The organism is Streptomyces sp. RGM 3693 (genome assembly GCF_050471125.1).
Classification (GTDB): domain Bacteria; phylum Actinomycetota; class Actinomycetes; order Streptomycetales; family Streptomycetaceae; genus Streptomyces.
The window spans coordinates 530,375-552,365 of the sequence record NZ_JBMPPQ010000002.1 but is presented as its reverse complement, the minus strand read 5'-3'; the positions used below and the strand labels follow the sequence as shown (position 1 = coordinate 552,365).

Annotated in this window: 16 protein-coding genes; 11 read left to right on the top strand and 5 right to left on the bottom strand. The window is 72.5% G+C overall.

All coding sequences use genetic code 11. From position 1 onward, the window contains the following. Nucleotides 1-52 precede the first annotated feature (52 nt). The 6 genes from blsG (at nt 53) to ACO0M4_RS19730 (ending at nt 7,780) form a co-directional block, all read left to right on the top strand. Nucleotides 53-1,270, top strand: a complete 1,218-nt coding sequence (blsG, locus tag ACO0M4_RS19755; RefSeq protein ID WP_430372063.1) for an arginine 2,3-aminomutase — start codon at nt 53-55, stop codon at nt 1,268-1,270. Continuing rightward, a complete protein-coding gene (locus ACO0M4_RS19750; protein ID WP_430372062.1) occupies nt 1,267-2,448 on the top strand; it encodes a DegT/DnrJ/EryC1/StrS family aminotransferase in 1,182 nt (393 codons plus the stop codon). The genes blsG and ACO0M4_RS19750 overlap by 4 nt, the downstream gene beginning before the upstream one ends. Continuing rightward, nucleotides 2,445-3,812, top strand: a complete 1,368-nt coding sequence (locus ACO0M4_RS19745; protein ID WP_430372061.1) for an ATP-grasp domain-containing protein — start codon at nt 2,445-2,447, stop codon at nt 3,810-3,812. Before ACO0M4_RS19750 ends, ACO0M4_RS19745 begins: the two co-directional genes overlap by 4 nt. Then, nucleotides 3,730-4,917: an MFS transporter gene (locus ACO0M4_RS19740; RefSeq protein WP_430372059.1), complete on the top strand. Its 1,188-nt coding sequence runs from the start codon at nt 3,730-3,732 to the stop codon at nt 4,915-4,917. The genes ACO0M4_RS19745 and ACO0M4_RS19740 overlap by 83 nt, the downstream gene beginning before the upstream one ends. Before the next feature lie 204 nt (nt 4,918-5,121). After that, nucleotides 5,122-7,023, top strand: a complete 1,902-nt coding sequence (locus ACO0M4_RS19735) for a hypothetical protein (protein ID WP_430372058.1) — start codon at nt 5,122-5,124, stop codon at nt 7,021-7,023. 127 nt (nt 7,024-7,150) lie between these two features. Further along, entirely contained in the window at nt 7,151-7,780 is a 630-nt protein-coding gene (locus ACO0M4_RS19730) for a class I SAM-dependent methyltransferase (protein WP_430372057.1), read from the top strand. A 76-nt stretch (nt 7,781-7,856) separates the two neighbouring features. Here ACO0M4_RS19730 and ACO0M4_RS19725 read toward each other — a convergent pair whose 3' ends face one another. After that, nucleotides 7,857-9,392 carry an alpha/beta hydrolase gene (locus ACO0M4_RS19725; RefSeq protein ID WP_430372056.1) on the bottom strand — a complete coding sequence of 512 codons (1,536 nt, stop codon included), beginning with the start codon at nt 9,390-9,392 and terminating at the stop codon, nt 7,857-7,859. A 237-nt stretch (nt 9,393-9,629) separates the two neighbouring features. Between ACO0M4_RS19725 and ACO0M4_RS19720 the strand changes: the two genes are divergently transcribed. Next, the gene (locus tag ACO0M4_RS19720) at nt 9,630-10,040 is read left to right on the top strand and encodes a hypothetical protein (RefSeq protein ID WP_430372054.1); all 411 of its coding nucleotides are present in this window, start codon (nt 9,630-9,632) and stop codon (nt 10,038-10,040) included. 83 nt (nt 10,041-10,123) lie between these two features. Here ACO0M4_RS19720 and ACO0M4_RS19715 read toward each other — a convergent pair whose 3' ends face one another. After that, nucleotides 10,124-10,462, bottom strand: coding sequence for a hypothetical protein (locus ACO0M4_RS19715; RefSeq protein WP_430372053.1), 339 nt, complete (start codon nt 10,460-10,462; stop codon nt 10,124-10,126). A gap of 325 nt (nt 10,463-10,787) precedes the next feature. Here ACO0M4_RS19715 and ACO0M4_RS19710 point away from each other — a divergent pair, with 325 nt between their 5' ends. Both ACO0M4_RS19710 and ACO0M4_RS19705 read left to right on the top strand, forming a co-directional pair. Further along, nucleotides 10,788-12,041, top strand: a complete 1,254-nt coding sequence (locus tag ACO0M4_RS19710) for a hypothetical protein (RefSeq protein WP_430372051.1) — start codon at nt 10,788-10,790, stop codon at nt 12,039-12,041. Further along, on the top strand, nt 12,038-12,625 hold the full coding sequence (locus ACO0M4_RS19705; protein ID WP_430372050.1) for a hypothetical protein: 588 nt from the start codon (nt 12,038-12,040) through the stop codon (nt 12,623-12,625). The genes ACO0M4_RS19710 and ACO0M4_RS19705 overlap by 4 nt, the downstream gene beginning before the upstream one ends. A gap of 34 nt (nt 12,626-12,659) precedes the next feature. Here ACO0M4_RS19705 and ACO0M4_RS19700 read toward each other — a convergent pair whose 3' ends face one another. Beyond that, nucleotides 12,660-15,122: an ATP-binding protein gene (locus ACO0M4_RS19700; RefSeq protein WP_430372048.1), complete on the bottom strand. Its 2,463-nt coding sequence runs from the start codon at nt 15,120-15,122 to the stop codon at nt 12,660-12,662. Nucleotides 15,123-15,349: 227 nt separating this feature from the next. On the opposite strand from ACO0M4_RS19700, the gene ACO0M4_RS19695 reads away from it, so the two are divergent. Further along, a complete protein-coding gene (locus ACO0M4_RS19695; protein WP_430372047.1) occupies nt 15,350-18,445 on the top strand; it encodes an AfsR/SARP family transcriptional regulator in 3,096 nt (1,031 codons plus the stop codon). A 426-nt stretch (nt 18,446-18,871) separates the two neighbouring features. Here the strand turns inward: ACO0M4_RS19695 and ACO0M4_RS19690 are convergent, their stop codons facing one another. After that, a complete protein-coding gene (locus tag ACO0M4_RS19690) occupies nt 18,872-19,477 on the bottom strand; it encodes a transglycosylase family protein (RefSeq protein WP_430372045.1) in 606 nt (201 codons plus the stop codon). Nucleotides 19,478-20,022: 545 nt separating this feature from the next. On the opposite strand from ACO0M4_RS19690, the gene ACO0M4_RS19685 reads away from it, so the two are divergent. After that, nucleotides 20,023-20,202, top strand: coding sequence for a DUF5708 family protein (locus ACO0M4_RS19685; protein ID WP_430372044.1), 180 nt, complete (start codon nt 20,023-20,025; stop codon nt 20,200-20,202). Between the two features lie 134 nt (nt 20,203-20,336). Here the strand turns inward: ACO0M4_RS19685 and ACO0M4_RS19680 are convergent, their stop codons facing one another. Further along, nucleotides 20,337-21,587, bottom strand: coding sequence for a helix-turn-helix domain-containing protein (locus tag ACO0M4_RS19680; RefSeq protein WP_430372042.1), 1,251 nt, complete (start codon nt 21,585-21,587; stop codon nt 20,337-20,339). Nucleotides 21,588-21,991 lie beyond the last annotated feature (404 nt).

The following is a 21,991-nucleotide window of genomic DNA, read 5'->3' as shown; positions in this document are numbered from 1 at the left end:
CCCCGCCTCCGCGCACCACCCCGCTCCGCTCCGCTGCCAACCAGGAGTCGCCATGTCCCGCACCGCCGGCGAAACCGGCCCCGCCGCCCACCCGCCGGAACCGCCAGGAACCAGCGGCGCGCCAGCCGCCCAGGTCGACGGCCCCGCCCCCGCCCGCCCCGACATCCCCGACGCCCAGTGGAACGACTGGCGTTGGCACATGCGCAAGCGCCTCACCAACGTCGAGAAGGCCCGGGACTGGCTCACCCTCACCCCCGGCGAGGAGAAGGCCATCGCGGAGTCGGCCGGGAAGTACCGGTGGAGCGTCACCCCGTACTACGCGTCCCTGATGGACCCGCTCGACCCCACCTGCCCCATCCGGCAGCAGGGCGTGCCCGCGCTCGGCGAACTGGCCGAGTACTCCGGCGCCGAGGTCGATCCGGTCGGCGACATGTTCTACCGGAAGACCAACCGCGTGGTGCACAAGTACCCGGACCGGGTGATCATGCTGGTCACGGAGGCGTGCCCGGTCTACTGCCGGCACTGCACCCGCAAGTTCCACACCACCGACGTCTCCGGCACCTACTTCCGCGACGACGAGGGCGAGTCCTACGAGGAGGACCTGCGCTACATCGCCGCACACCCGGAGATCCGCGATGTCCTCCTGACCGGCGGCGACCCGCTCTCCTACCAGGACGGCAAGCTGGAGCAGATCGTCTCCGGGCTGCGGGCGATCCCCAGCGTGGAGATCATCCGGATCGGCAGCCGCTTCCCGGTGCTGCTGCCGCAGCGGATCACCGACGAACTGTGCGAGATGCTCGGCCGGTACCACCCGGTGTGGCTGAACACCCACTTCAACCACCCCAAGGAGATCACCCCGGAGGCCGCCGCCGCGGTCGACCGGCTGCTGCGGCACGGCATCCCGGTCGGCAACCAGACCGTGCTGCTGCGCGGCATCAACGACGACGTCGCCACCATGCGCACGCTGATGACCGAGCTGCTGCGCATCCGGGTCCGGCCGTACTACCTCTACCACTGCGACAACGTCACCGGCGTCTCGCACTTCATGACCTCCGTCGAGAAGGGCTGGGAGATCATGGAGGGCCTCCAGGGACACATCACCGGCTTCGGGGTGCCGCAGTACGTCCTCACCACCAAGATCGGCAAGATCCCCCTCGCCCAGCCGTACTTCACCCCCACCGAAGGCGGGCTGCTGCTGCGCAACTACCGGGGCCAGGAGATGGTCGTGGACGCGTCCGTGCACCCGCTCACGGAGGCCGATCTGCGATGAGCCTCGACAAACGGCTGGGGCAGCGCTTCCTGCCCTACGGAGCCAACTACCTCGACTGGTCCGACATGGCCGAGCTGGCGGAGGCGGTCGGCCACGGCGTGCTGTTCCGCTACCAGACCGAGAACGAGTCCATCGCCTCCCGACTGGAGCGCCGGGTCGCCGAACGCCTAGGGGCGGCCCATGTGTTGGCGGTCCACAACTGCACCGAGGCGCTGCGCCTGGCCCTGGTCTCCACCCGCCCGCGCACCGGCGACCTGGTACACATCCCCGCCACCACCTTCGTCGCGGTCGCCGGGGCGGTGCTCGCCAGCGGACTGATCCCGGTCCTCGTCGACGTCGACGCGTCGCTCTCCCTCGACACCACGCTGCTGCCGCCGGACGCACAACGGGTCATCGTCGCCCATATGGAGGGCACGGCGGCGACGCTCCCGGAGGGCGTGCCGTACGTCATCGAGGACAGCGCCCAGGCGCTCGGCGCGCGGTTCCCCGACGGTCGGCACACCGGCACCCGCGGCTACGCCGGCACCTTCAGCTTCCACCACAACAAGGTGCTCACCTCCGGCGAGGGCGGACTGGTCACCACCAACGACCCGGCCGCCTGGCACACCATGCGCTGCTACCACGACCACGGCTCGGCGCGGGTCCCCGGCCGCTATCCCACCTGGAACGCGGACGCCTACTACGGCGAGAACTTCGTCACCAGCGAGGGCGTCGCGGCCATCCAGTACCAGCAGTTCCGGCACCTGGACGAGCTGCTGGCTGGCCTGGAACGACAGCACGCCATGGCGATGGAAGAGCTGCCGGCCCGCCGGGACCTGGAGGTGCTGCCGCGGGCCGCGGGCGACGTCAAGATCAGCCTGCGGTTCCGCTGGGAGAGCCGGGAGCTGCGGGACGCCGCGGTCGCCGCGCTCACCGCCAAGGGCATCGCCAACTGGACGCTGGGGAAGTACCTGTTGCCCGAGCACCCGGTCCTCACCGGACGGCACTCGCTCTACGCCGACGGCTTCCCGTGGAACCTCGCACCGCAGGGACAGCCGCTGACGCTGAGCCGGGACGGCTTCGCCCGGACCCGCGACCTACTGGAGCGCACCCTGTGCGTCCCCCTGTCCCCCGAACTTCCGCAGGCCGAACAGGCCCGCGCGGTACGAACGGTGCGCGAAGTCCTGGAGGCGGTATGAGCGACCGACGGCGCCCGGTGTTGCTGATGGCCGACGACCGGGCCACCTCCTTCACCCGGTACGCGGCCCGGGCGCTCCCCGACGACCTGGTGCTGCTGCGGTTCGCCGAGGCCCGCCGGGACCTGTCGGACGACTACCTCCGGGAGACCGCGCACCTGCCGGCGTTCTGGGTGCGGGAGGGCGTGCCACTGGCGGAGGAGGCGCGCCGGTACGCGGAGTGGACCCGCGGGCTGCCGCAGGCGCCGGACCGCTTCTGCAATCCGTCCGAGCCGCGGCAGGCGGTCGCCCAGCGGTTCGCCGCCCTGGCCGGACTGCCGCACCTGTCCGAGCGCCAGGTGCGGTGGGTGCGCGACAAGGGCGCCATGAAGGACCGCTTCCGTCACCTGGGACTGCGCACCGCCCGGTACGCCCGGGTCGCCTCCCCCGTGCAGGTGCGGGACTTCGCCGCCCGGTGCGGCTGGCCAGTCGTCCTCAAGCCCACCGACTCCTTCGCCTGCGTCGACACCTACCGGCTGACCGGTCCCGCGGACCTGGCGGAGCTGTCCGGTGCCGCCTTCGGCGCCCGGGACCGGCTGGTCGAGGAGTACCTCGGCGGCACCGAGTGGGAGGTCTGCGCGCTGCTGCACGGCGGGGAGGTGCTGGACGTCTGGCCCAGCGCGATGCCCTGCCGCCCGCTGGACATCGTCGACGGCGCGATGAACGCCAACATCAGCGTGGCCACCGACGAGGTGCCCCGGATCGCCGCCACCCCGGACGCCTCCCGGACCGCACTGCACGCCCTGGTCCAGCGGATCGCCACCGGCATGGAACTCGACCACGGCTACGTCCACATGGAGTTCTTCGTCATCGACGGGGAGGTCTACGCGGGCGAGATCGGCCTGCGGATCGCCGGCTGCGAGATCACCGCCAACCACGGGCACGCCTACAGCTTCGACGTCTTCGGTGCCACCCTCGACGTGTATCTGGGCCGCCGCCCGGAGCTGCGCTACGGGGCGCGGCGCTGCGCGGGCGATCTGCTGCTGCCGCTGCCCGGGTCCGGAACGGTCCGCACGCTCACCTCCCGGGAGGAGCTGCTGCGCATCCCCGGGGTGCTCGACGCCGTTCTCAAGGTGGGCGCCGGCGACCCGGTGGCGGCCCGACGCGCCTCGCACAACGCATCCGGCCACGTCCATGTGTCAGGAGCCACGATCCGTGAAGTGGAAGACCGTATGCGCCAGGTTCTCGACGCCTTCACGATCGAGGTCGTCCCGCGGGTTCCGCGCCCTGCTGACCCGCCGCCAGGTGGCAGGACCGGCCTGCTGGAGCGTGATCGCCCGGCTGCCCGTCTATCTGATGTCCCTGGCCATGGTGCTGCTGGTCCGTGAACAGGGCGGCAGCTACGCCCAGTCCGGGACGGTCGCGGCCGCCTACACCGTCTGCATGGCGGTGGGCAGCCCGCTGATCGCCCGCCGCGCCGACCGGGCCGGCCCGCGGGCGGTGCTGATCGGCACCGGCCTGGTCCACCCGTCCGCGCTGGCCGTCCTCGTCTGGGCGACCGAGCCGGGCGGCTGGGCGCAGCCGGCGATGGCGGGGCTGGCCGGCCTTGCGCTGCCGCCGGCCAACTCCGTGATGCGGTCGCTGTGGGCGCGGTTGCCGCTGGCGGACGACGAGCGCGAGCTGGCCTACCTCTGGGAGGCGCTGCTCACCGAGGTACTGGTGGTCGGGGCGCCGCTGCTGCTCGCCGGCCTGATGCTGGCGGGCTCCGCCGGGCTCGCGTTGACCGCGGCCGCGGTGACCGGTGGCGCGGGCGCGCTGGGCCTGGCCGCCACCCGGGCCGCGGCGGGCGGCGGCCGGCCGGCGCCCGCCGGCGCGGACGACGAGCCGGCACCCGGCGTCCTGGGTCCCTTGCGGAACCCGGCGCTGCTGGCGCTCACCGCGATCATGGCGACCTGCGCGGTGCCCATCGGTCTGATGACGCTGGCCATCCCCGCCTTCGTGGACGCGCACGGGGCCCGCGCCGGCACCGGCCTGGTGTACGCCTGCTGGGGCGTGGGCAGTGCCCTCGGCGCGCTGTGGCTGGGGCGGGCGCAGTCCGAGGTGGCGGTGCACCGGCGGTTCCCGCGCCAGGTGCTCGGCTACGCCCTGGGCACCGCACTGCCGCTACTGGCCACCTCCGAGGTCACCCTGGCGGTCGCGCTGGCGCTGGGCAGCGCCCCCATCGCGCTGGTCTCGGCGAGCGAGATGTCGCTGGTCAGTGCGGTCGCCGAGGAGCGGCTGCTGACCGAGGCGTTCACCTGGGCGTCGCTGGCGACGGTGACTGGGGACGCGCTGGGCCAGCAGGTGGGCGGGCTGCTGATGGCGCCGCTGGGGCCGCACGGGGTCTTCGCGGCCGGGTGCGCGGTGGCGCTGGCGGGCGCCGTGCTGGCCTTCGCCTGCCGGGGGCTGCTGGCCCGCGGCGCCCGGCCGGTCCTGGCGGAGGCGCTGGCGTGAACGGCGCGCCGCCGACGGAGGCACCGTTTCCCGTGAAACGACCGAACCGGCCTCGGTTTCACGTGAAACAGCCGAACTGGCCCTGGTTTCACGTGAAACGGTGCGCCCGGCCACCGCCACCCGCCACACCCATGCAGCCCCTCCCGCCCGCCCCGCCCCGCGAGAGCCCGCCCCCATCCGCGTACGAACACGAGGTGTCCCCCCATGAAGCCTGCCGCCACCGAAGAGCGGAACCCCGGCCCCCGGCCGGACGGTGCCCGGCCGGACGACGCCCTCTTCCGCCCGGTGAGCACCGCCGAACTCCCCGGCGCGGTAGGGGAGTTCCTGGCCGATCCGGACCGTGCGGGGCTGCCGGTACCGGTCGAGGGCCGCCCCGACCTGGCGGAGAGCGCCCGTCTCGCCGCCCGCCTCTACACCGCCGCCCGCACCCCCCGCCCGCTGGACACCGGCATCGTCCTGGGCGCGAAGGAACTCCTCGACGGCACCGTGGAGTTGGCCCGCCCGCTCGCCCGGACCTGGCTGAGCGAGGACGAACTGACCGGCGACGCCGCCGGGTTCGCCCGCCGCCACCCGGGCACGCTGCTGCTCGTCGGCACCTACGACCGGCTCACCCTCGATCCCGTACGGGACCTGCTGCTGGCCACCTACCGGGGGCGGGAGCGGGCGCTCACCCTGCTCAGCGGCCGGGACGGGGCGTCCGTCGCCTGGAACACCGCCAAGCAGTACGCGGTGCCGGCCGAGGAGGTCGACGCGCTCGGACTGTTCACCGACACCGACCGGCCCCCGCACCTGCCCGGCGTCCGGGTCTTCGACGACCGGGACTTCGAACGGACCGACATCCAGGCGGAGATCCTCGACACCCGCTGGCGCCGGGTGGTCTTCCAGGGCCACGGCAAGGACGACAGCGTCAACCTCGGCGAGTTCACCATCTGCGGCCGGAACGCCGCCGTCCCCGCCCAGCGCGGGCTGCTCGGCCCCCGCTGTGCCTACGGGCTGCCGTGCTACAAGCCCGAGGACAAGCTCGTCCCGCTGCACCGGGTGCCCGCCGTCGAGGTGGTGCTCAGCGCCTGCAACAGCGGCCCGCTCGCCGACCTCGCGCTCTACGACCCCAAGTACCAGCTGCTGCTCAACGCCCTGGACGGCCCGGCCCGCACCGTCGTCCCGGCCGTCTCGGTCCACGACTCCGACCGGCCGGAGAACGTCGCCTGGATGCGCGCCGCGGTCGGCGGCGCCGACTCGGTGGACGCCCTCAACGCCAGCCTGGCCGGCTCCCACCCCTATCCGGCGTTCATGCGCCACGGCCTGCCCGCCGACCCGGACCGGACGCCGTCCCCGCCCGGCCCCGCCGACCACCGACCGGACCCGCTGGTCCTCACCACCGGCCGCCGGCTCACCGCCCTCCTCGCCTCCGGGCTGCTGCCGCCCCAGAGCCCGCTGCGGCCCCGCCTGACCAAGCTCGCCCGCAAGGTGGACCTGTGGGCGGCCCGCCCCACCCACCTCGCCGACCAGTCCCCGGCCGAGATCCGCACCTCGCTCGCCGCGGACCTGCAATCCCTCGACCACGTCATCGCCGAGCAGGTCACGAAGAACCCCGAGCACGAGATCATGAACTACCCGGCGCACTTCGGGGACCGCAGCACCCTCGATGCGGACGTCCGCGAGGCCCGCTGCCACTGCGGGCGCCCCGCCCAGGAGTTCACCCGACGCGGCCTGCTGCCGTACGTGCTGGACACCGTCTGCACGGTCTGCATGCGGTGCGGCGACGTGACCTTCCGGGTGCCGGACGCCCCGGCGTTGCTGGCGTACGCCGCCGACGAGGTCGAGCAGGGCGGCGTCCTGGAGGTCCGGGCCACCCTCACCACCCCTCGCCCCGGGCCGGTCCGGCTGGGCCTGTTCGTCCCCAGCTACCTGCGCGAGGACACCGTGGTCGAGCCGGCCGCCACCAAGGTCCGGGTCCCCGAGGGCGAGCCCGTGGACGTCCGCTTCCGGATCCGCTGCGCCCCCGACACCGCCCCGCAGGCGTACTACTTCACCGTCTTCGCCGTCCAGGACCTCGCCGTCTCGACCGCCCGCCGCCACTTCGGGGTGGTCCCGCCGCGCGACTGACCCGCACCCGGCACCACCCGACCCTGCCCACCACGAGCCCCCGCACGCCCCGAACCGGACCGGACGCACCGCACCGCCGCACACCACCCGCGGCACACCACCACCGCACCGACGAAGGAGCCCTGCCATGGAGAGCCCGACCACGGAGCAGACGAAGCCGGCCATCGAACTGATCGAGACCGACGGCGAGGTGACCCTGAGCATCGGCGGCGAACAGGCCATGCAGGCATGGGAGCGCGACCTGATGTGGGCCAGCGCCGACCTGCTGTGCCAGCACGGCCACGACTTCTACGAGGTCGGGCTGGGCCTCGGCCTGTCGGCGCTGCGCATCGCGGAGAACCCGGCCACCCGCAGCCACACCGTCCTGGAACTCTTCGACGAGGTCGAGGAGTTGTTCCGGGCCCGCCACCCCGAACTCCCCGGCAACCTCGCCATCGAACGCGGCGACTTCTTCCAGCGGGTCTTCGAGCTGCCCTCGGAGAGCATCGACGGGATGTTCTTCGACCCGGCGCTCGACATGGACGTCTGGAAGGACGCGGACCTCTGGGCCCGGACCATGCCCGAGGTCGTCCGGATCCTGCGCCCCGGCGGCGTCTTCATCCCGTTCTTCAGCACCAAGCCGGAACTCCGCTGGCAGTACCTCCCGCACTTCCGCACCCTGCGCGTGCACCGCCACAGCTACACCGCGTACGACACCACCGAGTACACCCACGGCACCAGCGGCGACGCCTACATCCAGTGCTTCCAGAAGGACTGAGCCGCCGGACCCACCGCGGGGCCCGCCCCCGCGGTGCGGCCGGGCCGTCTCTCTCCGGGCGGCCCGGCTCCCGGTCTCACCCCGCGCAGTACACGTCCTGCCGCGGCCGCTCGCCGTCCCTCAGGAACGCGGTCACCGTCCGGTCCCCGCACGCGTTCCCGTGCGCCAGGTACACACCGTGTCCGCCGCGGTCGACGGTCACCATGCGGGCCCGCTCACCGAGCGCCGCCCGCATCTTCTCCGCCCCGAAGTACGGCGTCGAAGGGTCCCGGAGGTTCTGCACCATCAGTACGTTGGCGGGTCCCCGGTCGGTGATCCGGACCGGCTTGTCGGCCGGCCGGTCCGGCCAGAACGCGCAGGGCGTGACGTTCACCGGCATCCCGGCGGTGAGCGGGTGCCGCACCCGGTCGGCGGCCACCGCCCGCCGATAGGCGTCCGGATCCCGCGGCCAGTCCACGTCGTTGCAGATGGTCGCGGCCCACACGGCGGCATCCGCGTCGGGCAGCGGCCCAGCCGCGTCGGCCGGCAACCGCGGGGTGGCGGCGGGGTCCTGGGCCGCCTTGATCAGTCCGGCCAGCCCGGCGAAGGCACTCTCGTCACCGTAGAGCGCGGTCTGCATCGCCTGCCGCAGCCGGTCGCCGGTCAACGGCGCCCCCGGCACGTTCGACGGCTTCGGCCGCCGGTCCAGCTCCGCCGCGAGCGCGAAGAACAACGGCCTTACGTCGGCGGCCCGCCGGGCCAGCCGCAGCCCGTCCGCGGTCCGCGCCGGGTCCGCCGCCCAGGCCGCGAAGTCGGGGAACCGGTCGTCCGCCGCCCGCGCCATATTGGCCAGCCAGCCCCGCTCCACCCGCTCCGGATCCGGATCGCCGGTGCTGTCCAGCACCCACCGGTCGGTCCGCCCCGGATGGGTCTGCGCGTACACCGCCGCCACGTACGTCCCGTACGACACGCTCCAGGCGGACAGCTTCTCCTCACCCAGCGCCTGGCGCAGCCGGTCGATGTCCCGCACCTCGTTGGCCGTGCTCATGCTGCGCACCAGCGCGCCCCCGTTGCGCGCGCACGCCTCGGCGATCCGCCGGGACCGGGCGACGTTCTCCGCGATCCCGCCGTCCGCCGCCGGCCAGGACCGCAGCGTCACCAACTCCCGGTCCGCGGCGTCGAGTCCACAGCCGGCCTTCGTGCTGCCCCCCACCCCGCGCGGATCCAAGCTGACCAGGTCGTACGCGCCCGCCATCTGCCGCTGGAGCGCCACCCCCCGCTGCGCCAGCCGGCTGACCCCGGAGCCCCCCGGTCCGCCCGGGAGCACCAGCAGCGTGCCGCGCCGCGCCGCCGGTCGGTCGCTGCGCACCCGGGTCACCGCCAGCGCGACCTGCGGTCCCGTCGGGTCCCGGTAGTCCAGCGGCACTGGCAGTTCGGCGCACTCCTGCCCCGCCGGCCCACCGGTGCGCTCGCAGGCCCGCCACGCGAGCCGGGGCGCCGCCGCGGCACCGTTGCGGTCCCCGTCCGCGGCCCGGGCGCCCGACGCCGCGACGCTCACCGTCGCCGCGGCCAGCACCCCCGACAGCCCCAGCAGCAGCACCCGCTGGGCCTTCAGTCCCCTGTAACTCGTCATGTTCCCAGGCTTGTTGAGGCAGCCCGGTCGGCCCATCCGGTGGACCGCCCACTCGTGGTGGGGTTTTCCCCCGCCCCCGCCGCCCGCACCGCCCCCGCGGGACCGGTCGGGAGCATTGGGCCACCCGGCTGAATATGGCCCGTGAGCGTTTGGCTCCCTGCGGGTTCTCAGGGCCGCGGACGGACAACCACAGGACGATACGTCTGGGTTCAGCAGGCCGATCGGGCAAGGAGCGTCGTGAAAAAACTACTGCAGGCGGGAACCGTCGCCGGGGCATGCGGTCTGGTGTTTTTCAGCACCGGAATCGCGGAGGCCCAGACCACCACTCCGGACGGTTCGCTGCTTTCCGCGGTGGCGGGTGCCGACGTCGGCACCATCACCAGCATGATTTCCGGCGTGACGTGCGACAACCGCCTCGCCGATTTCAATTACCGCTCCCCGGCGAACCGGTCACCGCACCCGTGCATCAACGGGCCGGTCCGTAGCGGCAACAGCAAGAACAGCAACAACTACCTCAACCGCGGCAACCCGGTGAACAGCGGAAACATCGAAACCGCCGCCGGTTCCACGAACAGCCTGAACTCCGCCACGGGTTCGGAAAGCGGCAGCCGGAACGACATTTCCCGGATTCTCAAAATCATCCGCTGAGCCCGTTCCGGCCCTGGTCCGGAACGTCTCCGAAAAACCCGAAGGCCCCGGAATCCCCGGGGCCTTCGGATCGTGGTGCCCGCCTAGAGATGCAGGCTGCCGCCCTGTCCAAGGCGCTGCTGGTTGGAGCTGCCCGAGGTGGCGCCGCTACCGGTGGACCCCGAGTTGTTGGAGCCGCTGCTGCTGGTCGGGCTTCCGCTGCTGCTGGGACTCCCGTTGATCCAGACGTTCTCCGCGTTCTTGGTGTTGCCGCTGTTGACCGGGCCGTTGATGCAGAAGCGGGCCCGGCTCTCGCACCGGAATCCGGCGACGAATCTGTTGAAGGTGTCCCCGCTCGCCTCGAACGGGCCGTCCCCAGACCCCCACGCCATGGCCGGCGACGCTCCGCCGCCCACCAGGAGCAGGCCGAAAAGACCTGTCATCACCCATTTCATGCGACGTGCTCTCTTCACAGTGCGATCCTGCCCCTCACGATTGGGAAACCCCGCAGTCTTGCTACCGGCAGTCCGCACCTCGACCAAGCCGACGGATCGGCCGGTCTCCCGCGTTCACCCTGAACGCCCACTGGATTCACCATGACGGCCCTCCTGAGCCGCGTTCCGGGAAACGTACGACGGTCGTCCGGAGGCGGCGAACGGGCGCCGGTTCGGGCTGCAAGGTCGCGGCAAGGGCCCTGTAAGAGCGCTGCAAGGAAAGCGCAGGGGTTGCCGGGCACGTCCTGTCACGGACTGTCCTCAACCGACATTCATGGGGGAAGAGTTGTCTGCGACATCGACGGTCTCGGCGCTGATCCAACGAGGTCAGTGGTCGACCGTGCAGGACTGTAAACGCGTACTGGTGGTGGCGCACACCCTGGCGTACGCCCAACGCCTGGCGGAGGTGTTCGGCCTGCTGGAGGCCGATCTGCGGGTCCAGGTCGTCTTCACCGCCGCGCCGCACGCCTTCGGCGACGGGGTGTCCGCATACCTCCGGGGGCTGGGCATCGCGACCGTGCCCTGGGAGCAGGCGATCCGCACCGAGTTCGACCTGGCGCTGGCCGCCGGGTCCCGGGGCGTGCACGAGGTACGGGCACCGCTCGTGCGGCTGTCGCACGGTGCCGGCCACATCAAACTACTGCGGGACGCCTCGACGCTGGCGCCCGGAGAGCCGCGGCCGCCGGGAATGATGAGCCGGCAACACCTGATGCGGGAGGGCCGGCTGGTGCCGGCCGCGGTGGTCTACTCCCACGACCGGGACCTCGCGGAGCTGGCGCGTTCCTGTCCTGAGGCGCTCCCGGTGGCGCATGTCGCGGGGGACCCGTGCCACGACCGGATCGCCGCCGGAATGCTCCGGCGCGAGCGGTACCGCACGGCGCTGGGCCTCGCACCGGCCCAGCGGTTCGTGGTGGTCACCTCGACCTGGGGCCCGACGTCCACCTTCGGCCGACTCGATGCCCTGCTGCCGCAGTTGCTGCACCAACTTCCCGAGCCCGACTACCGGGCGGCGCTGCTGGTGCACCCCAACGTCTATGCCGGACACGGGGGTTGGCAGGTGCGCAGCTGGCTCGGCGCGTGCCGACGGCGCGGCATCGCGGTGGTACCGCCCGAGGCGGACTGGCAGGCCCCGCTGATCGCGGCGGACTGGGTGATCGGCGATCACGGGTCGCTGACCGCGTACGCCGCGCTGACCGAGGCCACGGTGCTGCTCACCGCCGGTCCGCGCCGCGAGATCTCGGCGCATTCGCCGTTGGCGGCGCTGGCCGCCACAGCACCGGTCCTCTCGCCGTCCCACCCCCTGGCCGAGCAGTTGCGGTACGCGGCGGAGCTGCGCCGCCCGGACCAGTACGCGCAGGCCGCGGCCCGGCTGTCGTCGGTGCCCGGCCAGTTCCACCGGCGGATGCGGACGCTCCTGTACCGGCTGCTGGAGTTGGGGGAACCAGCCTGCGCCCCGGTCGTGCCGCCGGTCCCGCTCCCGCCGCCGCTGGAGGAGTGGACGGACCCCGGCCTGGGAGCCGCCCGATGACCGGGAAGGCCGGTCCGCTGCCGCCCGTCGCCTGGTCGACGGTCCGCTTCGGCGCCGGCGCCGGTGCGGCGGCCGGCGTCCCGGTACTGGTCGGCTGGCGCTCCGCGGACGGTGCGGGCCGGGCCCGCGCCCGGCTGCTGGTGTGCCAGCAGGCACTGGAGCGCGGCCCCGTCCGCCCGGCCGGCGTCGGCGTACCGGACGTCCATCTGTGGGCCGACCCCGACGGCGGGCCGGACGGCCGCTGGGCGGAGTTCGCCGATGTGCTCGTGACGCGGACCGCGCTGCCTCCCGAGGCGGCCCGGCAACGCGCGAGGGCGCTGCTGGTGCGCCATCCGGGCTGTCTGGTCGCGGTGGTCCCGCACACCGCGGCGGGATGCGCGGTCGCGGTGCGCGGCGCCCCGGTGGCGTGGTGCGCGGGGCCGGGCGCCCCGCCGTCCCGGCCACCGGTGCCGCCCTGGCTGGTCGGCTCGGTGCTGCATGGCTGGCTGGCCGCGGGCGGCCCCTTGGGGGCGGTGCGCGCCGTCCTCCCCGTGGCGCCGACGCGGGCGGCACGGCGGCAGCTGGGGGGCGTGCCGCACGGCTGACCCGGTCGGCCGGAGCGGGCGGCTGCGGCGCCGTTCACAGGTGCCGCAGCCGGTCCGTCAACCGCTCGGTGTCCGAGGCGCTCACCGGGGCGTAGAGGTCCCGGGCCGCCGTGTAGCAGCGGGCGGCCTCGACCCGGTCGCCGCGCTCCTGGGCGGCCTGGCCGAGCCACTCCAGTGAGCGGCCCTGCCAGTGCTGCGAGCGGGCGCCGGCTTCCCGGAAGCCGGCCAGGGCCGCCCGCAGCCGGGCGGTGCCCGCGTCGTGCTCCCCGGCGCGGACCAGGGCGTGGCCGAGGAGGGCGAGGGCGCGGGCGGCCTCGTAGTGCTCCTGTTCCTCGGTCAGCTCGGTGTGCGCCTGCCGCAGGTGGCGGACGGCCGTATCCGGGTCGTCGGCCGCCAGGGCGGCCTCGACGAGGCGGATCCGGGAGAGCGCCGCGCCCCTGCGGTAGCCGAGGGACTCCCGTAACCGCAGGGCCTGTTCGAAGTGGTCCCGGGCCTGGGGGAGGCGGTCGGTCCGCAGGGCGAGGTGGCCGAGTCCGTTGAGTGCCTGGGCCTGCTGGCGGACGTCTCCGTGGGCGGTGGCGTTCTCCAGGGCCAGGGCGTACCACCGGGTCGCTTCCTCGTGGTGTCCGGCGTCCCGTAGGCCGATGGCCCCTGAGGTCAGCATGCGGTCCTCGGCCTCCCGATGGCCGTCGCTGCGGGCCGCGGCCAGTCCGAGGCGGTGCACCTCGATCCACGACTCCGTCGGGCGCAGCCGTAGGAAGAGGGGCCAGAGGGCGTCCACCAGCATCCAGCACCGGGTGTGCCGGCCCGTCCGGGCACAGTGGCGCACCGCGCCCATCAGGGCCGAACGGTGCGCGTCGAGCCAGTCCAGGGCGCCGGCGGCGTCGTCGAGTGGCGCGGGGACGGTGTCCGGGACGGCGAGGTCGCCGGCCACCGGGCGGTGACTGGGCGTCAGCAGCCGTTCGGCGGTCCGGGCGGTGCCCAGGCACCAGTCGACGAAGCGGTCGAGGAGCGCCTCGCGCCGTGCGGCGGGTTCCTCGTCCTCGCCGCGGCGGCGGGCGTGCGCGCGCACGAGATCGTGGCAGCGGTACGTGCCGGGGCCGGTCTCCTCGATGAGGTGGGCCTCCACCAGCGCGCTCAACGCGGCATCGGTGCGCCCCCCGGGATCGGCGCGAACGGCGCTGAGCAGGTGGAGGTCGTAGCGGTCGGTGGGCAGCAGCCCCAGGGTCCGGTACAGCGCGGCCGCGTCACCGGGGAGCACGCGGTACGCGGTGTCCAGGGCGGTCCGCACCACCGAGTCCCCGTCCAGTTGCAGGGCGTCGAGCGGCCCCTGGTCCGCGGAGAGGCTGTCGGCCAGGGCGGAGAGCGTCCGGTGCGGGCGGATGGCCAGTTGGGCGGCGGCCAAGCAGACCGCGAGCGGAAGACAGGCGCAGAGCGTGACCACCTGGCGGGCGGCGTCCGGTGCCTGTTCGACGCGGGCCCCGCCCCCGCCCGCCGCCAGGAGTTCCACGGCCGATTCCGTGCTGAGTGCGGTCAGCCGGTGGACCGCGGCGCCGTCGACGACCAGGCCCGTGAGGTGGTTCCGGCTGGTCACCACGGTGAGGCTGCCCGGTGTCCCGACGAGCAGGGGCCGGACCTGCGCCGCCGTGAACGCGTTGTCCAACATGACCGCCAGCCGGCGCCCGGCCGTCACCGAGCGCCACAGGGCGACCCGCTGGGACGTTTCCGCGGGCACCGAGGACACCCCGAGCGCCTGGAGGAACGCCTCCAGCACGGCCGCCGTCGGCACCGGACCGCCGTGCAGTGCGGGCGGACCGGCGGCGGCCCCCGGCGGCCAGCCGGCGCTCTCGGCCTCGCCGGTGCCGTGGCCGCCGAGATCGGCGTACAGCTGGCCGTCGGGAAAATCGTCCGCGTGTCCTTGCAGCCACCGGGAGACCAAGGTGGTCTTTCCCACTCCCGCGAAACCGCTCACGACCACTAAGGAGCGCGCCCCGGCGCAACGGCCGGAGCGGAGCCGGTCCAGAACGTGCAGGTCGCCTTCCCGACCCACCAACCGGTCGCGTACGGGCGGAAGTTGCCGAGGGCGCGGAACGGCGGGTGCGGCCTGGTGGTGGATGTGGATGCCGCCCTGGATATCGCGGGCCTGCACGCTCTGCCCCTGGACGTGGGCGGATCCGTCGAGGGTGTTGGTATGGCGCGGAGCGGGACGCGCCGGTGGGCCGGGAGGGGGCGCGTAGCGCCGTGTCCACGCATCCAGCGCCCGGCCCGTAGCCGGCTCACGGAGCGCGAATTCGCTGAGGAAGAAGGCGAGTTGGCGCAGCGCCGAGGGGGTGCGGTCGGCTGCCGCCGCCCAGCTGCGGGCCACGTCGGGGTCGGCCTGTGCGGCCGCGCGGGCGATGCGTTCGAATTCCCGCCAGGCGTCGGAATCCGCTGATGCGCCGAAGCCGACCATGGCCGATAGCAGCTCTTCCCGTGCGTCCCATTCCGGAGTTGGCACGTCCGTAACCTCCTCCTGGCGATTCCCCAAATTGTCACGGGCATATGCAAGCCCCATACTGCCGCGCCAGACGGCAGTTGCCATAACTCCCCAGCTTTCGCGCCCCTTGAACAAAGCCGTTCATCGCGAAGTCAGATTCGGACTTCAACCAATCGCATATGGCACTGGTCGCGCCATGCATGCCATCCTCAATAAAGCGGGGCAGGTACCGGCGAGAGGGGGCGCTGGTGGAGATCGAGATTCGCCTTTCCGGGTCGGTCGAGGTGCGCGCGGCCGGCCGGCGTCGCGATGCCGGCCCCACGAAAACCCGTCTGGCGCTCGCCGCACTCGCCTGGGACGCGAGCCGCACCGTGAGCATGGACACGCTCGTCCACCGCATCTGGGACGACCATCCCCCGGCGAAACCCCGGGACGCCCTCTACGTCCACGTCGCCCGCATCCGCAAGGCACTGGAGATCGACGGGCAGGCCACGCCCGCGGTCCTCACCCGGGCCAACTCCTATGTCATGGACGTCGATCCGGACCGCGTCGACCTGCGCCGCTACGTCAGCCTGGTCGACCAGGCACGCTCCCTGAAGGACAACCACGGCGCGGCGGAGGCACTCCACCTGCTCGGCCTCGCGGACGCCCTGTGGTGCGGCGAACCCCTGGCCGGCATCTCCGCCTACTGGGCCGGCCAACTACGGTCCGCGGTCGGCGAGAAGAGCCTCGCCGCGGCGATGCTGCGGGCGGAGATCCTGCTCGAAGCCGGCCGGTTCGGGGAAGCGGTCCCCGTCCTGCTGCCCTTCGCGGAGGACCACCCGGTCGACGAGGGGCTCATCGAACGGATCGCCCTCGCCCTGCACGGCAGCGGACGCACCGCCGACGCCACCCGACTGCTGCACCGGACCCAGCGGCGCATCGTGCACGACCTCGGCACCGACGCCAGCCCGCGACTGGACCGGATCCACCAGGGCATCCTCGCCTCGGCACCGGTGGCCACGCTCCTCCCGGCCACCGCGACGTCGGTCGCCGCACCCCGCCCGGCCGACGTCCCGGACAACCTGGAGCGCGACGTCCCATGGGTCGGCCGCCGCGCCGAAGTCCGCCGGCTCAGCGCGGCGCTCTCCGAGGCCGGCAGCGCCTCCGGGCCGGTCGTCACCCTCGAAGCGATCGGGGGGATGGGCGGGATCGGCAAGACCTCATTGGCCGTGCACGTCGCCCATCAGATGCGCCACCACTTTCCCGACGGCCGGCTCTATCTGAACCTGCGCGGCCACGCGCCCGACCAGCCACCGCTGAGCGTGGCCCAGGCGCTGACCACCCTGTTACGCCTGCTGGGCACGGCATCCGGCCCGCTGCCCCAGGACGAGGCCGAACTGGCCGCGCTCTGGCGGGGCGCGGTCCGCGACCAGCGCATGGTGGTGATCCTCGACGACGCCGCCGGTCCCGCACAGGTACGCCCGCTGCTCCCCGGAGCCTCCCCCACGGTGGTGATCGTCACCAGCCGCCAGCGGCTCACCGGCCTGCCCGGAGTCCGGCCGCTCTCGCTCGACGTCCTACCGCGCGACGACGCGATCGCCCTCTTCGAAGACCGGCTGGGAGCACACTCCACCCCCGACCGGGCGGACGTCGCCCACATCGTCCGCCTGTGCGGCTACGTGCCCCTGGCCATCGAACTCATGGCCAGTCGGCTGCTGTCCCGACCGTCCTGGACCACCGCCGACCTGCTGCGCCTGCTGAACAGCGGGTCCAGCCGCCTCCTGGCGATCCGGGACCACGAGCGGCGGATGTCCACGGTCCTGGAGCTGTCGTACCGCACGCTGCCCCCGCTGGAACGGCTGGTCTTCCGGCGGATCGGGCTGCACACCGGCAGCGAGTTCGGCATCCCCGCCGCGACCGCCCTGACCGGACTCCCGCTCGACGTCACGGAACGCGCGTTGGAACAGCTCCTCGCCTACCACCTCGTCTCCGAACCCTCCCCGCACCGCTTCCGGATGCACGACCTGCTGCGCGAGTACGCCCGCTCCCTGGTCGCCGACGAGCCCCCCGCCGCACTCGACGTCGACACCCCGGACCACTCCCGGCTGGCCGTGCAGCGCCTGACGGACCACTACCTCTGCGTCGCGGACCGGGCGGACCGGCTGGTCTTCCCGTTCCGGGCCCGGTTCGCGGTGGCCCCGGACGGCACGGCACCCCCCGCCGCGACCGGACCGCAACCCGCCACCGCGCACGACGCCCAGCAGTGGTTCGTCACCGAGGGCGCCAACCTGCTGGCCGCCCTGGAGCACGTACGCGCCCACGGCCCGGCCGACCGGCTGGCGTTGCTCGCCCACGCCCTCGCCGGGTTCATGGACGTGGAGGGGTACCTCGCGACGGCCGAACCGCTGCTGCGGCGCGCCGTCGCACACTGGCAGGCGGCCGGCCACAGCGCGGCCCGGGCGCGCGCCCTCCTCGACCTCAGTACGGTCTGCGCACACAGCGGGCAGTACGAGGAGGCCCACCGGACGGCGCGGGAGGCCCTCGACCTGGCGCGCACGCTCCGGGATCCGGGGCTGGAGGGCGAATGCCTCCACCAACTGACCATCCCCCTGTGGCACACCGGGCAATACGCCGCCGCACGCGACCTCCAGGAGCTTTCTCTCAGTCTGCGATTGCAAACATTCGACCAACTACAGATCGCGAGGGGCTACAACCTCCTGGGCATCTCCTGCCTCCACTTGGGAGAGACGGAGAAATCCCTTCAGTGCTTCCTTCAGGCCCTCTCGGGTTTCTCTTCCGTCGGCGACCAAAGAGGCCGTTATCGCACACTGAACAATATCGCTGAATTACAGATGCGAAACGGAAACCATAAAGCCGCGGAGAACGCCTACCGAGAGGCCCTGGAAACCCACCGGGACCTGGGGAGCCGAGGAGACTTCGCCACGCTCCAGATCAACCTGGCGAGCATCCTCACCACCACCGGCAAGGCCCCCGAGGCGCTCGACCTGTACGAGACCGCGCTGCCCACCCTCCGGAGCGTCGGCGACCAGCGCGGCGAGGCCATCGCGCTGAACGGCATCGGCAAGGCACTCCAGGCGGTCGGCCGGAGCGAGGAGGCGGTCCCGCGACACGTGGCCGCCCTCGCCACCGCCCGCCGCATCGGCGCCACGGGCGAGGAGGCGACCGTCCTGTACGACCTCAGCCGCGCCGAGCAGCAGATCGGTTGCCTCCAGCAGGCCGTCGTACACCTGGAGGCCAGCCTCACCATTTGCCGGCGCATTGGGGCACGCGCGGAGGAGTCACGCACCCGGCAAGCCCTGACCCAGCTGCGACGCCGACAGGGAATTACCTCCGAGAAGTAGCCCAGCAAAAGCGACAGAAGTGCGCAACTTGCGCCTTTTGAACACCGGGATGCCACATCATCAACCCTCTGACATATGCCAGAGGAAATTGCAGGGTCGGGAAATTACATTCTTGCCAAAGGCGAAACCGGGCCGACTCCAAGAATTTGCACCAGCATGGTCAACAGCAATATCTTTTCGGCCACAGGAATCCCGACAAGGGTCCTGCTCCCCCCTTCCTGACGGCGGCCAGCCGGCGATCTCGCCTGCCCGCCGACTCAGGCAACCGCACCAAGGAGACCGTGTACATGGCTCGTATCGGCACAGTGGTGGCCGCGCTCGCCGTCGTCAGCTTCGGCCTCGTCGTCGCCTACGACGTCTGCATGCCGTACCTCACCTCGCACCGGCCGGTCCAGGCCGCCGCGGGTGCGTCCCCCGCGGTCCCGTTCACCGCAACCGCAGCCGCTGCCCCGGGAAAATCTCGTTCGGTCCGTGCGGGAGACGTTCTCTGTTGAGCGTGTAGAGGGTGTGGGTGCCGCCGGTGGTGTCCGCACGGCGGGCGATGGCGGAGAGGCAGTCGCCGTGCCGGACGGTGTAGGTGCCGTGCGGGACCGCGGTGCGGTGAGCGGCGGTGGAGCGGGGGACGGAACTACGGCGGGGCAGGGCGCGGTCGGTGGACGAGGCGCCCTGGTCGCCGCAGTTAGGCCAGGGGGCGAGGCCGCGGTCCTGGGCGATGCGCTCGCCGACCGCGATCTGCTCGTCGCGGCTGGCCAGGTCGGCACGCGGCGCGTAGCGGCCACCGCCGTAGGCGCGCCAGGTGGACGGGGCGATCTGGAGGCCGCCGTGGTAGCCGTTGCCGGTGTTGGAGTGCCAGTCGCCGCTGCTCTCGCAGGCGGCGATCTGGTCCCAGTCGGTGCCCGACGACGGTGGCGGGGTGGCCGCCGCGGGGCCCGCGGTGGTGACCGCGGCGCTCAGGAGTAACAGAAAGGGCAGCAGGGCGCGCACGGCCGGCGGGGTCGGTCCGGCGGTGCGTCCGGCGAGCGGCGACGACATGGCGGTACTTCCTCCTGCGTGCTCCAGCGGCGTCGCGACGTCGTGCTCGCCGCGACTGAGGGGCAGGCACCAGGTAACCGGTCGTCAGGGCGGGTGGCAGTTCCGGGTGCGCCAAGGGGAGGGATTTTCACCCGGGCGGTCGCCTGACGGAGGGTGCGCGGACCGGAGGGTGCGCGGAGGTCGCTCCGACGCTCAGCGATCGGGTCAGGGGGCGGGCGGGCCGCACGGGCATCTGCGCAGGCACCCCGAGATGACCGTCGAGTCATGGAACCAGCAGTGGCTGATGGGCGATCAATTTCCCGTTATGACTGGTCATAATATGCAGAGTCCACCCTCAGCAGGCCGAAACAGTAATCGCGCCATGACTGACAAAGTCACGCCTGTGACCCGCGGGCACCGGACCGCTGGTAGGACGCGGCGTACAGAGAAAGTGACAGTCGGCGGCGGGGGAAGTGCCTACCTGCGGAGGATCCGTACGCCCGCGTTGGGCGGGACGCTGGTGTGGTCAACCAGCTCCGCACCAGCGACCAGGGACGAGGGAATTCATGAAGGGCATTGCGATCGGCGTTTTCCTGGCGATCGTCGGCGTCATCCTGTGGCTCACCACCAAGGGAGTGGAGACACCGCTGGTCTCACTTCACAAGGCCGGGCTGGTGCTGGCGATCGTCGGCGCTGCGGAGGCGCTGTTCGCCCTCCTGGGGCGGGCGAAGAAGCCCAATAAATAGCGGCGGGACGGGGGTACCGCGACGGAAGAATGCCGACGCAATGGCGAACCGCCGGCGGTGCAATGGCAGCACGGGCCACGAGATCGGGCCACGGCCGGTCGATGCGCCCGGGATCCGCTGCGCGGCGATGGGCGTCAGTTCCGGTTCTCGAGGAGGTCGGCCAGCCGTTCCCGGGCCCGGTCGGCGTGCCGGTACGCCTGGGCCCGCCGGAACAGCTCCGCGGAATAGCGGAGGTACCCGGCGGCCCTTTCCCGGTCCCCCAGCCGCACACAGGATCCCGCGACCTCCCAAAGCGCGGCGGCTTTCTCGTGGCACCGTCCGGTATCGGGGAGCGCGGCCAGTTGCTCACCGAGCACGCACACCCGGGCGTGGTCCCCCAGCATCTGCGCGCAGACCGCCTCCGCGGTCGTCAGCCAGAGCGGGAAGTCCGGTTCCTGGGCCACCGAGGCGACGACCAACCCGCGCTCCACGATGCTCCGCGCGGCCGCCCGCTCACCGCGGTCGAGCAGCAGCAGCGCATAGCGTCCGTTGACGGTCTCCCAGCGCCGGAACCCAGCCGCGGGGGTGAGCCGGCGGGCGGTCTCGGCCAACAGCCCGGCGGCCCGGTCGGGCGCGCCGCGGTCCCACAGGTCCAGCGCCCGGTGGAGGGCGATCCCGGCACGCGGCCCCGGCAGCACACCGTCCGTCGGGAGCTCCCCCTGGCCGGCCTCCGACGCCCAATGGGCACAGCCGCTCCAGTAGGCGCACCGGGTCAGCACGTCGAGGAGGAGCAGCGAGTGGAAGGCGCTGTCGGGCGCTCGGGCGGCGGCCGCCTCCAGGGAGGCGCTGAGCGCGTAGCGCAGTCCGTCCTGGACCCGGCCGGCCGACTCCAGCAGGTCGGCCAGGGCGATCAGGGCCCGCACCCGGGTCTCCCCGTACCCGGCGGGGCCGAGCCCGTCCAGCATGCGCAGCAGGACGGCCGCACCGTCGTCGGCGCGGCCCTGCGCACCCAGTATTTCCGCGATGGCGAGTTGGGCCTCGGTGTACACCTCGTCCGGGCGGCCGACCGGTGCCGTTCCGGCCAGCGTCCGGAATTCCCGCAGGGCCCCTTCGGGATCGCCGCCCTCCCATTGGCGGCGGGCCGCGACGAGCCGCCCGACCAGGTCGAACCGACGGGTCCGGCCGGTGGATTCCGACCGTGCGGCGCCGCCGGAAAGGTCCGCCATGCCGACCCCGAGCCGTCCGGCCAGAATCTTGAGGGCCCGGCCGCTGGGAATGCGCTTGCCGCGTTCGACGAGGGAGATGTAGCTGGCGGAGATGTCGGCCCCGGCGAGTTCGTGCTGCGTCAATCCCGCACTGACCCGGAGCTCTTTGATTCGCCGCCCGGTATCCGCCGGCTCAGGCATGCGACAAACCCCTCGGCTTCGAATGATTGAGGACTCCGGCCAGCTGCCCACGTCGCCGAGTCGCAATGAATGCCGCGCACTTTACCAAGCAGTCAACAAGAAGTCGATACGGTTTCTGTCCACTTCCTCGGACTTCCGTGCACACCCACCACAGCATTTCGTTGGCATCCGGATTGTCGAGGAAGAGGGGAAGAAATGTGTACCACCGTGGAAGAAAATACCGGCCGGCCGGTCGAATAATGTGTGGGCGGCCGACCCGCTGCGCCATCCCGCACCAAAACCGCTTTCATTCCCGGGCATAGTTCATACCAGGACAGCGCACCCCTTTACCCCTTAATGTCATGCAGGGTCATTAATTTCAACGACAGGATTGTGACAAATGGGCCCGCACAAGCAGGTGCCGG